Source organism: Cylindrospermopsis raciborskii Cr2010, from assembly GCF_003367075.2.
GTDB classification, from domain to species: Bacteria; Cyanobacteriota; Cyanobacteriia; order Cyanobacteriales; family Nostocaceae; genus Raphidiopsis; species Raphidiopsis raciborskii.
Window position 1 is genome coordinate 1,896,217 of the sequence record NZ_CP065936.1, and the last position, 12,762, is coordinate 1,908,978.

9 protein-coding genes and 1 CRISPR repeat array are annotated in these 12,762 nt (G+C 39.9%); of the genes, 5 read left to right on the forward strand and 4 right to left on the reverse strand.

Annotated elements, in window-relative coordinates:
* The 3 genes from cmr4 to C6N34_RS08670 are packed head-to-tail and all read right to left on the reverse strand — an operon-like array spanning position 1 to position 3,502.
* On the reverse strand, positions 1–846 hold the full coding sequence (gene cmr4, locus C6N34_RS08660) for a type III-B CRISPR module RAMP protein Cmr4 (protein WP_115538357.1): 846 nt from the start codon (positions 844–846) through the stop codon (positions 1–3).
* An 11-nt stretch (positions 847–857) separates the two neighbouring features.
* Complete coding sequence (locus C6N34_RS08665; protein WP_115538356.1) at positions 858–1,901, reverse strand: type III-B CRISPR module-associated Cmr3 family protein; 1,044 nt, start codon at positions 1,899–1,901, stop codon at positions 858–860.
* Complete coding sequence (locus tag C6N34_RS08670) at positions 1,886–3,502, reverse strand: Cas10/Cmr2 second palm domain-containing protein (RefSeq protein WP_115538355.1); 1,617 nt, start codon at positions 3,500–3,502, stop codon at positions 1,886–1,888. The genes C6N34_RS08665 and C6N34_RS08670 overlap by 16 nt, the downstream gene beginning before the upstream one ends.
* Before the next feature lie 333 nt (positions 3,503–3,835).
* On the opposite strand from C6N34_RS08670, the gene csx18 reads away from it, so the two are divergent.
* From csx18 to C6N34_RS17200, 5 genes are all read left to right on the forward strand, one after another.
* Entirely contained in the window at positions 3,836–4,108 is a 273-nt protein-coding gene (gene csx18 / locus C6N34_RS08675) for a CRISPR-associated protein Csx18 (protein ID WP_057176790.1), read from the forward strand.
* Entirely contained in the window at positions 4,108–5,100 is a 993-nt protein-coding gene (gene cas1 / locus C6N34_RS08680; RefSeq protein ID WP_057176789.1) for a CRISPR-associated endonuclease Cas1, read from the forward strand. Before csx18 ends, cas1 begins: the two co-directional genes overlap by 1 nt.
* An 81-nt stretch (positions 5,101–5,181) precedes the next feature.
* On the forward strand, positions 5,182–5,463 hold the full coding sequence (cas2, locus tag C6N34_RS08685) for a CRISPR-associated endonuclease Cas2 (RefSeq protein ID WP_006277913.1): 282 nt from the start codon (positions 5,182–5,184) through the stop codon (positions 5,461–5,463).
* 414 nt (positions 5,464–5,877) lie between these two features.
* Positions 5,878–9,537: direct repeats of the CRISPR family, unit length 36 nt; unit sequence CCCCGCTTCCCTCTGGGAAGTGGAATCAATGGAAAC.
* 221 nt (positions 9,538–9,758) lie between these two features.
* Positions 9,759–9,959, forward strand: coding sequence for a type II toxin-antitoxin system HicB family antitoxin (locus C6N34_RS08690; protein ID WP_006278807.1), 201 nt, complete (start codon positions 9,759–9,761; stop codon positions 9,957–9,959).
* Between the two features lie 75 nt (positions 9,960–10,034).
* On the forward strand, positions 10,035–10,160 hold the full coding sequence (locus C6N34_RS17200; protein ID WP_406912111.1) for a type II toxin-antitoxin system HicA family toxin: 126 nt from the start codon (positions 10,035–10,037) through the stop codon (positions 10,158–10,160).
* 74 nt (positions 10,161–10,234) lie between these two features.
* On the opposite strand, the gene C6N34_RS08700 is transcribed toward C6N34_RS17200, so the two are convergent.
* Positions 10,235–12,370 (reverse strand): WYL domain-containing protein, encoded by a 2,136-nt coding sequence (locus tag C6N34_RS08700; RefSeq protein WP_115538354.1) that lies wholly within the window; start codon positions 12,368–12,370, stop codon positions 10,235–10,237.
* Positions 12,371–12,762: the final 392 nt, after the last annotated feature.

A 12,762-nucleotide genomic window follows, 5' to 3' on the forward strand; every position in this document is an offset into this window, starting at 1 on the left:
TTACGCTCCTTTAACTGTTAATTGACAATGACCAAAACCAATGGACTCTAATCCACCCAAATAAATATCTCCCGTGTTACTAGTGCCAAATGCCTGCCATTTTTGTTCACCCTGGATATTGTTTCTAATAGCTATGGGAAATACTAGAATTGTGCCTTCAGGTAAGGCTTCAGTATTGAAAAATCCACCCTTATCTACTACTTTTTGTTCCGATTGCAAACGCACCCGACTTTGGCGATATAATGCCATATCATGGATCATTCCAATATCCCCATCATCTACCACTACTGCTGATTTTTGTTCAAGTTCAGGGAACCACGCTGATAGATCTTCAGTGTTGTTAATTTCTAAGAATCCTAGGTTAAAAAATATAGTTCTTTTACCTCCTGCAGCTTGTTTTGTCTTAATTATGGTAGAACCTGTATAAGGTGTGGGAACTGATATTTCCCGAAGAAGTTTATTTTGACCATTCTTTTTTATTTCTACCGTGTCACCAGCTATACGTTGGTAACGTTTTAATAAGCGAGGAGAAGTAACCCAAACTATGGGTTGACCTGGACAAAAAACGGGAATCCAAATAATAGAAGCATATTCAAATTTGACAATAGATTCGTTATTTTTATCGTCATCTGCTCCGTTACCATACCAGTGATTTGCCCTTTCTTCTCCTTCTAAAATGCGAGTTTCAGCCCGCAATCTTCCACGAATGGAACTACCGGGAATAATCCCCGTTTGGGTGAACTGGTCACGGAATATGAGGTTCAAATTACCACTTTCTTCTCCTGCAGTTGCACCAACATGAACGGGTGCTAGTGTTTCTATAATGCCATATTGTTTGGTGTACATTTTTTCTTCCTTTAGTTAATTCCCTGAATTTCTACTGGTAAACACAAACCACAGCCTACTTTTTTGAGACTGTAACCTTCGTTAGGAAACCATTTTTCATCCCATTTCCACCACGGTTGATTAATGGGTTCTTTGAGGAGGTAAACGCTACCAGCAGGTACAGCATAACGTCCTCTTCCTAAAGTTCCCTGGGAACGAAAACGATAGGGAACTGCTTTGTCTGTGAGTAATTGCACAACCTGGGGAAAGGGATGACTGTCATCTTCTGGGTGGGGATAACGGTGAGAAATACGGTTGGATCCCCATACTCCCGGTGTCAATAAGGCAAAACTTTTACCAATGGGTTGTTGGAGTAATTCCTTGGTTTTGGGTTGAAGTTTTTTACAGGTTATTTCCACAATGTGATTTTCGCCCCCGAATTTATACCAACCATTATCGATATCATAAGTGGATAAATAGACTAAACAAACATCATCTGGTAGTTGTACGGAGTTTTCTAAAAACAATCCATCGGATTTTTCAACGCGTCTTGCTGAAAACTCAATTTTCGGGTGGAGAAAAGAAACAAATTTCCAAGGATCATTAGCAAGGTTACAAGAATCATTACTAGGTTTACTAGCTTTGACTAGTTCTTTGGTAGGTAATTTCCACGACTCTATGGTTTGCCAATTATAATCTGACTCCAATTTATAGTCTAGCTTCTCCTCTTGTTTATTATCCTGCTTGTTAGGCAAATACCATTCGCCATTTTGGATATTCCACTCTCCCCATTCTTTTTTGCCAATAATTTTATTGCGTGGTATGGGAACAAAAAAGTTCTGTGGATTATCTGAGTTTGCCCAAAAGGGCCCAGCTACATACAAATTATCTCTTAATTCTACTTGAGATCGCTTGTTATTGACCTTATTGATGCTAAATATGAGACCCGCCAAAGTAGCAGCTTCAGGGGGGAATTTAGCACCAGAGCGACCTACTAAGTTTTCCGGAGATAAAAATGCCCCCGCACTGCCATACATAAGTCCCAAAGGACTAATACTAATTAAGTAATTGAACATAAATGCCAACCTACTTCTACTAAGTCCGTAATCCAATCAATAATAGCTTTTGCCTTTTCTATGGTATCAGCATCATCACTAAATCCTGATAATTTTTGAGCTAATTCCTCTTGATTTTTATTCATTTGATTGATCAAGGTAGTAACCAAACTTGGTTCAGAATCTTGACTAGGGAAGTAAAGATCTAAAAAATGCAAAGCTGTTACCAAGGCTGTTATTTCAACCAGTTTAGTTTTATTGACATTAGTACGATCATCAATATCAAAAGCACGCCGGGATTTTAAATATGCCAAATCTTGATAAATGTGACTCCAATTTGCTTTTCCTTCTCTGTCTTTGTATTTGGTTAGAATATCCAAATAGTCCCAAGGACAAGTCCACTGAACATACTGACCACTGTTAAATAGTATGCGCATAGTTATCCTATTTCTTCCCCGAGACTTAGCTACTTTTTCAGCTTCCCGACAGTGTTGTAAAACATCTCGCTGAGGCACACTACCTGCTACCCAGACAAAACCAACACTCAATGAAATTTCTTGTTCATGTTTTTTCCATGTATCATTTAAACCCAGCAACCACTCATAAGCAGTTAATGGGGAGACAGAAAGACTAGGATCTTGACTATAAATTACCCCTAAAAAGTCATCACCACCAGCATAAACTACCTTACCTAAATCGAATCCTCGTTCAAAATCTCTACCCCATTGTCGTATAGCTAGGCTGAAATTGTGAATTGCAGTATCAGGATCTTCCATCCTAGCTAGTTTTTGCAAGTGATATCCGACTCTATCACCATCCCCCATAAACCATCCTGTCCACTGACCCTTAAAGGTTTCCGTTGGTTTACGTTGTATTTCTCTAAAATTTGTGAGCGATCGCTCTATATTAATTCCCTTTTGAATTTCGTGCCATGTTATGAGACGTTTAACCAGTTCGGGAATACTGAGTTTTTCATTGACTGCAATAAATTTACCTTCGGGATTTTCTTCCTCCGTATTGTCGGTTAATTTAGCTAATTCAGTATAGAAATTTTGAATTTGTTCTTTTTCCCACCCATAATTCAAAGTTTGAGGATTGCGATGACTTGAGCCCAGATCAGGGAATGCAATACCATCGGATCCACTTAAACTAGAACTTTCGCCAATCCAATTGACAGCGCTCCAATCGCGGGATAACTTTTTAACTTCTAGGTCAGACATTGCAGCAATAATAGTATCACCAGAGCCTTGGAATACTTCCCATGCGTGGGAACCCCATAAACTCCATTCTCTCTCCCAGTAATATGGACCACAGTTGGTAATATTACCCTCTATCCATTCTCGGCAATGTTTTAGTAATTCCTTCCAGGAACAGAGTATAATATGCTCAGCTGTTTCTTTTGTGAGTTCCCCCTTAATTAGAATACGATTGGGCATTCCCTTGAGAATGTTAGGACTTGCGGGAGAAATTAGCCTTAAATCTGGATCTTGATCCACATGTTTGGCTATTTTTTTACTTAAATAAGATAAAATCAGGGATGCACCATACAAGTCTCGTAGTTTACGGGACTTTTCGATGAAACCTTGTACGGGAGCAAAAGTGACAACACTATACTTACCCATTTTCTCTAACTCGTGTTTGCTTATTCTATATAGTACATACTTAGAAGGTACACTTTTAACAAAAGCTCAGTTTTGTAACAATTCTTGACATATCACAGACTTTCCTCTAGTGGGGAACACCAATTAGGGTAAAGGTTAATGGCTAGAAGTGAGTGCTAGGTAGACTTTCTGACTTACCTCAGCCGTATATGACTATGGCTACAAAACTTGTGTTATATTGTTACATTGCAGTCTTCTATCTCAAAGCAATTTAATCTACGGATTGAAAAAGTTTAATACTTTCCGCTCCCCAGTTTTACACCTTGAGAAAAATCAATAAGGAACTTGATAATTGTGTATATTTCACGTCGCTCTGCCACTCTTAGAAACATTTCTGTTGCCGTTGTTAATGGAATTATCACCTTGGTAATTTTATTGATTGCGCCCTTGGGATTAGCAGCAGTTATTATCAATACAATACTGATAACATTTGCTACTTATTTTGTATCCAATATTGCTGATAGGATAGTATGGTGGTTACAGTCAGAATCGAGGAAAGATATGGAAGCTGGTGGAAACGAATATTCTGCTGTCAAGAAGTCAAATTTACAACGTTGGTGGCGTTAATGCAAACCCTGTATGTTTCTGAGCAAAACTGCTACATTTGCTTGCAAAAAGAGATATTAGTGGTAAAAAGAGGTGAAGTTACACAAGCACAAGTGCAGTTACCCTTATTAGAACAGATACTAATATTTGGTAGTTCCCAGGTAACCACTCAAGTAGTTCGAGCCTGTTTGTTGCGCGACATTCCTATTGCCTATTTATCCAGAATGGGTTACTGCTATGGCAGAATTTTACCAATATCGAGAGGATATCGCCAACTGTCTCGTTATCAACAACAACTTTCTGCTATGGAAAAATTAGTAACAGCGAGGGAGATTATTAAAAGTAAAATAAAGAACAGTAGAGTATTATTGCAAAGACAGAAGAAAAAAACAGCATCTGCTAATTTAGAACGTGTTTTAGAAAGCCTTAATTATTTAGCAGAGCAAACTGCATCAGCTGACAGTTGTGAGAGACTAATGGGGATAGAAGGCGCTGGTGCTGCCCAATATTTTTCAGCTTTTGGGGAATGTCTTAGCAACGAGAATTTTATTTTTTTAGGTCGCAGTCGTCGTCCCCCTGGAAACCAGGTCAACGCCATGTTGAGTTTTGGATATCAAGTGCTTTGGAATCATCTATTGGCACTAATAGAAATTCAAGGTTTAGATCCTTACTATGGTTGTTTGCATCAAGGTCATGATGGTCATCCAGCATTAGCTTCTGATTTAATTGAAGAGTTTCGCTCCCCATTAATAGACTCATTGGTTATGTGGTTAATCAATCGCAATATTTTTGATGTAGGAGCTGATTTTGAGTTTATAAAAGGGGGATGTTATTTAAATAATTCAGGAAGAAAAAAGTTTTTACAAGCTTTTTTGCAAAGAATGACAGAGGAAGTACAAACGGAGGATGGAACTAAACAACCAAAGTGGGACTTACTCACTCAACAGGTAAGAGCTTTTAAGCAGTTTGTTTACAATCCTGCCCATCACTATCGTCCATATAGAATACATTAGTTTTTCTTTACAGCAGAATGTCTTAATTTTATGCTGAATTACATTATAAGTTTATGGTATTATTAAGTGGTACTTCTAATTATGTTTTTATATGTAATTGCCTACGATGTTCCTGATGATAAAAGGCGCAAGAAAGTAGCTGATTTACTAGAAGGTTATGGTCAGCGAGTGCAGTATTCCGTATTTGAGTGTCAACTAAGCACACAGCAATATCGTGATTTGCATTCCCGACTGAAAAAGATTATCAAGTTACAAGAGGATAATATTAGATTTTATCCTTTATCTAAACATACCATTCCTCAAATAGAAGCTTGGGGAGTGGGAGTACCCATAGTGCAATTACCCAATTCTATTATTATCTGAGTATTCATGCTAGGTAAAGTTTTAATCTATATGATATCTGTTTACTTTAGTCTAAGCAAAAATAAAATATACAATAAATTTTTTGTTTTTGAATACTAGTTATTTGAGCATGAATCAGTTATAATGATATAGCTAGATGGGTTAATTAACGATTAGTATTGAGATTATTTATTGAGTATTAATTAAGGGCTAAAGTGATATTAATGACAGTAAATTCAGTGATTAACGAATGAAATGCGAAGGTCAGGAAAAAACGCTGGAATGCCTATTATTTCGTCGGGAACCTCGCAGCCTTGTGGTGTAAGGGTTTCAGCCATTATTTTGAGGGTGGTAGGGGTGAAAAACAGAGAAAATTTGCTGACCTTCGCAAAGTGGGTCTAGACACCAGTCAGGGTAAGGGCTTAAAATGGAGGTCCCCGCTTCCCTCTGGGAAGTGGAATCAATGGAAACATCTCCCAAAACCCCCATGGGTTTGGGTTTGGTTCCCCCCGCTTCCCTCTGGGAAGTGGAATCAATGGAAACAGGATCCTCTCCTCGAGAATTCTTTTGCGCTTTTGCACCCCGCTTCCCTCTGGGAAGTGGAATCAATGGAAACATTTGGTCAAAGATGTGAATAAGATTAGTTCTAAGTCCCCGCTTCCCTCTGGGAAGTGGAATCAATGGAAACTATTTTGAAAATCCAAGAACGAAGCATCAATGGTTTCAGGTCCCCGCTTCCCTCTGGGAAGTGGAATCAATGGAAACTGTATCCCGTTTCAACTGGTTCTGTTTCCAGACCCACTTGCCCCGCTTCCCTCTGGGAAGTGGAATCAATGGAAACTGCAACTAATAAAAACATCAGTTTGATTATCTTTTTGCCCCGCTTCCCTCTGGGAAGTGGAATCAATGGAAACCGTAGGTATATTATATTCTTTACCAACGGAAACTCAGTGGCCCCGCTTCCCTCTGGGAAGTGGAATCAATGGAAACTTTAAACAATCAGGAGAGACCTCCTGGTTATTTGGGCCCCGCTTCCCTCTGGGAAGTGGAATCAATGGAAACAGTCATAGACATCCTTGAACCAATAAACAGTTACAGCCCCGCTTCCCTCTGGGAAGTGGAATCAATGGAAACCCAGAGCAGTGGTGGCCTAGCCACACTGCCAATGAGTGGAACCCCGCTTCCCTCTGGGAAGTGGAATCAATGGAAACATTTACTCTGTGAGTTCCATAAGCAATTGCATCATCTCCCCGCTTCCCTCTGGGAAGTGGAATCAATGGAAACGAATTTTGAAATCAAGATAAAAGTAGACGGGCTAGCCCCGCTTCCCTCTGGGAAGTGGAATCAATGGAAACTCCCCTGGTAGTTCCCCTCTAGCGGTTCCCCTCTAGCAGCCCCGCTTCCCTCTGGGAAGTGGAATCAATGGAAACAGATTTGATAGGGGTGGATTTGGCGATCGCACTAACACCCCGCTTCCCTCTGGGAAGTGGAATCAATGGAAACGATATTTATTACGTCGCTGGAAAATTCCAGTAAATTTTCCCCGCTTCCCTCTGGGAAGTGGAATCAATGGAAACCACTCCCGCTCAGGATCTTTAAGATCCTGAAAGTCCTAAAACCCCGCTTCCCTCTGGGAAGTGGAATCAATGGAAACATAATAAAAATACTAGCTACTCCCTGTAAGCCTGATTATCCCCGCTTCCCTCTGGGAAGTGGAATCAATGGAAACGGGAGTGGTGTTTAGATGAATGGTTTAATAATTACAACCCCGCTTCCCTCTGGGAAGTGGAATCAATGGAAACGTTTGTTAAGCTTGCTCCTGTTCGGGTGCTTTTGCCACATCGCCCCCGCTTCCCTCTGGGAAGTGGAATCAATGGAAACTTGGTACTATAGGACAAAAACGAGACTAGGGTGGCCCCGCTTCCCTCTGGGAAGTGGAATCAATGGAAACATTTGTTAATAAAGCTACGAATTGGTTAATAGAAACCCCGCTTCCCTCTGGGAAGTGGAATCAATGGAAACTTTTATTGGTATTGAACTGGATAAAGATTATGTCGAAATAGCAACCCCGCTTCCCTCTGGGAAGTGGAATCAATGGAAACGAGTTGGGCAGTAAATCACTATCTACATATACGTAGCTCCCCGCTTCCCTCTGGGAAGTGGAATCAATGGAAACCCGAGGTAATCTACCAAGCTAACCAAAGTGTATAAATCCCCCGCTTCCCTCTGGGAAGTGGAATCAATGGAAACAAGTCATGCAAACAAAACCTCCATGTTTTTAAACGCTTCTTCCCCGCTTCCCTCTGGGAAGTGGAATCAATGGAAACGTTCGTGGGAGATGCACCAAAGAGACTTTGGATCCAACCCCGCTTCCCTCTGGGAAGTGGAATCAATGGAAACGCTCAGGGAGCTGCTGAGCTATAGGAACAAAGAATATCCCCGCTTCCCTCTGGGAAGTGGAATCAATGGAAACCGCCGCGGATGCGGACGCTTGTGCGACGATTTCACCGCCCCCGCTTCCCTCTGGGAAGTGGAATCAATGGAAACCTACTTCTTGGGGTGTCCAGGACTCATATTTATCTTCCCCGCTTCCCTCTGGGAAGTGGAATCAATGGAAACAAAAAATTTAACCTTCATAACCTAATCTCCTAATCAAAACCCCGCTTCCCTCTGGGAAGTGGAATCAATGGAAACTTGTAGTTGGGACGATCCCAACCCGTCTTTTTGTCATACCCCGCTTCCCTCTGGGAAGTGGAATCAATGGAAACCTGCCACCCTTCGACTGAAACCCATCCAATTTGGATGCCCCGCTTCCCTCTGGGAAGTGGAATCAATGGAAACCTCCACCCTTTCGGGAGAGCGCGGGTTAGTTTAGGATACCCCGCTTCCCTCTGGGAAGTGGAATCAATGGAAACCACCAGACTGACTTACTTCCGCTTCAAAACTTGTGGCCCCGCTTCCCTCTGGGAAGTGGAATCAATGGAAACCAACCGAATATCGTACCCGTACGAACTAAGTCCGTACCCCCGCTTCCCTCTGGGAAGTGGAATCAATGGAAACCCATTATTTCCCTCAGAATACCATGGTTGAATTTCCCCCGCTTCCCTCTGGGAAGTGGAATCAATGGAAACATATTAGTTTCAGTTGCTTAAAAAAAGATATTGACACCCCGCTTCCCTCTGGGAAGTGGAATCAATGGAAACTTCTCCAGTTGGTGGCAGGACTGTGCGCGTGGAAAAACCCCGCTTCCCTCTGGGAAGTGGAATCAATGGAAACTTTAAAGATCCTGAGTGGCATTGAGAATTTTAGTAAGGTCCCCCGCTTCCCTCTGGGAAGTGGAATCAATGGAAACCTACCTGATGAAAAAACTGTTATCATTGGTCTATGGGCCCCGCTTCCCTCTGGGAAGTGGAATCAATGGAAACAGGCATCCTCTGGAAATACCCCCTCATACCGAAAGGTATCCCGCTTCCCTCTGGGAAGTGGAATCAATGGAAACATGCTGTAATAATTTAACTTGCTCATTTAAGTCATAGACCCCCGCTTCCCTCTGGGAAGTGGAATCAATGGAAACGCATTGGAATTCTGCTACAGATTGTCTAGTAGCGTAGCCCCGCTTCCCTCTGGGAAGTGGAATCAATGGAAACTTGTGGATAACTTACCAAAGTTCCGCCATCTAAAAGAATTACCCCGCTTCCCTCTGGGAAGTGGAATCAATGGAAACGTGATACGTTTGATATGAAAATATCAGAAAGTCATATCCCCGCTTCCCTCTGGGAAGTGGAATCAATGGAAACTTGTCACGGTTAAGCGGTGTTAACCCGGGTGAGTTTCAGCCCCGCTTCCCTCTGGGAAGTGGAATCAATGGAAACTCATCCGCACGGGGATGGTTGTTTAATACTTCTAGCCCCGCTTCCCTCTGGGAAGTGGAATCAATGGAAACCTCTAGGGGAACAACTTGTGGTTCTGCTGCAGGAGTTCCACCCCCGCTTCCCTCTGGGAAGTGGAATCAATGGAAACATCTTAAAAATCCTGAGTGGTAATGTAAAATTTAGCAAACCCCGCTTCCCTCTGGGAAGTGGAATCAATAGAAACGCATTGTCTTTAGGTAATTATTGCCACGAGCAATAAAAAGCATCTTTCTATTTTTATTGATGCTAGGGAATGGGGAGAAATTTAAAATATGAGAGCGATCGCCTACAATAAGCTATAAGATCGCACCTCCTCAACTCCCCAAACAGCGATTATTCATTTTTATTAAACTGGTACGTCTGACTCCTTCTGCGCTAAAATATCCTTAGTTCAAGGAATTGGCTATGAAAATAAAAGCAATTATTTGGGAAGAAGACGGTGTATGGTGTGGTTCTGTACCAGCTTTACCAGGATGTCATACCTGGGGTGAAAGTTACGAACATTTATTAGAAATGTTGAAAGATGCTGTTCAAGGTTGGTTAGAAGTTGCTAGTCAGCAAGAAGAAGTTGAACCACAAAAACAGTTAATTGAGTTATCTTTATGAAATCCGTTTCTGGTAAGTCTCTGTGTAAGAGAACGCTATGGATGGAATCTAAAAAGGATTACAGGTAGTCATCATATCTATGTTAGGGAAGGTATGAGTGTGATTCTTTCTATACCTGTTCATGGAAATCGTGATCTACCTACGGGTACACTGAAAAGTATTTTGAAAGATGCTGGTTTGATTGAAGAAGATTTAGACTAATTTCGCCAACGCACTCCCTCCTTGTAAAGTCTCTTCTCTTTGCATCTGCTCTTTATAAAACAACTCATTCAAAACTACTGATATAGCTTACTAATCCCATCCGCCATTAACTTAATTTGTTCCCGAATCTCCAATGGTTGTACAACCTTAACTTTATCTCCAAAACCAATAATCCAACGTCTGAGGTCTATATCCTCAATACTCCAACAGGGTAAAGTCAGTTGGCAACAATAAGGATACTTAGAATCTTCTGTTAGTGGTAAAACAAATATCGTCTCCCCTTGTGAAATTCTTTTTCCTGATCGCTTTGAGAATTTAATTTTATTATGAGGTAATCGTTTAGTTCTTTCACTCAGAAAATTAAAAATGCTTTCTTCACACCATATTTCTACTGTAATTTCTACAGAAGAACGTTGTTTAGTATTTAAATACTTTTGCTGTTCGTCAACGCTATTACCTAAAAATAAACTATAGCTAGATTGGTATAATTTTTCTAATTTAGATAAAGCTGCTTTCTGTTCTTTTTTGTCGCGTTTTGTTGGTAAATACTCATTAATAGAAAAGCGATCTAATCGCTCAAATCTAAATAATTTATCAGCTTTTCCACCTTTGGTTTCGTAGCCTAAATACCAGCCTATTTTTGAAAATACAATTTGTAAAGGCCAGACTTGGAATAGTTGGTTAGGATAGGGATCATTAAGATGACGTCCTGTATTTGCAAAGCGGATAAGTTCTAATAATTGACCTGATAAAATAGCTTCGGTAAGTTGATCTAGTTTCTTGTAAGCTGCGTTGTCTGACAATTTTTCCAGATCAATACCGGGACTATCAGCGATCGCTCTCACTCGGTAATCATCAGTATAGTCCTCAGAATCGGTTTGAGTAGAATCCTGAGACTCTGATTCACCAGGCTCTTTACAATCTGCTTTTTTGTTCTTCTGAGGACGCAATATTTGACTTAATTCTAACTTTTTCTCAATCCCTTCATAAATAGATAAAGAAATAGGATCATCTAAATCTTTAGCATGAGAACGAAGCACTTTATAAACCTGTACCAGTTCATGTTTATTTAAAATTGCATTGCCAACAAAATAAGCACGTTTCATAATATCCTTAGGTAATATTTTATAGGGGTGTAAAACTCTTTGAATATCTTTACGTAGTGTGTCTTGACTAAAACCAACAATATATTTTTTCAAGCTTTCAAAAAATATCTCTTGAACTGTTTTATCCTCGTCTTCCTCATGGCGAAAACAAGGGAAGTGTACCAAACAGCGAATAATTGTTATTAATCGTAAAAAAGCATCACTATCAGAATAGGTATGTGCCTCAAATTTATCAATATTTCCTGTATATTCACCAACCAAAATTTCTGATGTTAACCCTTGTTCATTAAGAATTCCATTTTTTTCTAACCATTGCAAATCATTAGCTAAAGCTTTGGGTTCAGCATAAATAGAATGATATTTACGCGACATTAATGCAGATATTTCATCTAAAGAATCTGTTATAGGTTGAACATTACCAACTAACTCCTTTTGTAAAAGATCAGGATTAATTTCATGAAGTAAACCTAAGCCAGGGAATTTAATAATTAACGAAATCAAATACATCAATCGTTCAAAATCAATTAAACCAGAATACTGATGTAAAGTTTTCTTCTGGCTACAATTACGACGATTAATAATAGAACGAGGTAAACTTTTAATCTGTTTTGCAACTAGAGAAAAGTCATATTTGCCATTTACCATTGGCACAACATTTACTTTAGCAAAACCCTCAGCTTCAATAGGTTCAAAGTTTATTAACTGCTTTTCAAAACTCTCAATGATACTTTTACCAACTTGCCGTTGTCGCTGTTCATTTCTGCGGTAACATTCCTCCAAAAGCGTTTTCAAATACCAACCCATCCAAGTTTCTGCACCTACAACTGCAAACTTTTGCAATATATCCATGCGTTGCGATCGCTTAAAATTTGTAGCATCATAAATTACAGAACGACCAGAAGCAACAGCAACTTTAACCCTATTCAATACCTCCTGTTCAATTAAATTCCAATCACCTTGTATACTTTCATCACCAAACAACTCCCCCCGAATTGTATCTGTAGAGATTATTACACAATTAGGATCATATTCCACCCACTGACGAGCAAAGGTTGACTTTCCGGAACCAGGAAGACCGATAAGACAATGACAAATTGGAGACATAAAAGAAATGATTAAAAATCAATAAATATATATTAGGCTAAATCACTAATTCTTAATAATACTTAACGCGAATCACGAAAAATACCTTGAAGATTCCCAAATTTTCATTACCTAAAATTACCAATTACAACAAATCTATAACTAATCGTTACAACTTTTAATTTTGTTGTTCGCGTCAAATTAACACTGCTTAGGTACTTTGATGTTATAAGGAATTCAAACTAGACGCTAACGTTTGTGGGAAAGCTGAAAACCCCTCTCCTGTCTGGATAGCGGATTTAGGTAAATATCAAGTAGTACCAGTGTTTGGTCTTACTGACAACAACAACCCAAGACATAAATTTGTACAAACATTGCGTAATGGTACATCCACACAAGAATTTGCTGAAATT

What these genes read in the sequence shown, in the direction of transcription:
- C6N34_RS08690 (WP_006278807.1), top strand. Translation starts at nt 9,759, where the DNA reads ATGAAAATAAAAGCAATTATTTGGGAAGAAGACGGTGTATGGTGTGGT.
- cas2 (WP_006277913.1), top strand. Translation starts at nt 5,182, where the DNA reads ATGTTTTTATATGTAATTGCCTACGATGTTCCTGATGATAAAAGGCGC.
- cmr4 (WP_115538357.1), bottom strand. Translation starts at nt 846, where the DNA reads ATGTACACCAAACAATATGGCATTATAGAAACACTAGCACCCGTTCAT.
- C6N34_RS08665 (WP_115538356.1), bottom strand. Translation starts at nt 1,901, where the DNA reads ATGTTCAATTACTTAATTAGTATTAGTCCTTTGGGACTTATGTATGGC.
- C6N34_RS08670 (WP_115538355.1), bottom strand. Translation starts at nt 3,502, where the DNA reads ATGGGTAAGTATAGTGTTGTCACTTTTGCTCCCGTACAAGGTTTCATC.
- cas1 (WP_057176789.1), top strand. Translation starts at nt 4,108, where the DNA reads ATGCAAACCCTGTATGTTTCTGAGCAAAACTGCTACATTTGCTTGCAA.
- C6N34_RS08700 (WP_115538354.1), bottom strand. Translation starts at nt 12,370, where the DNA reads ATGTCTCCAATTTGTCATTGTCTTATCGGTCTTCCTGGTTCCGGAAAG.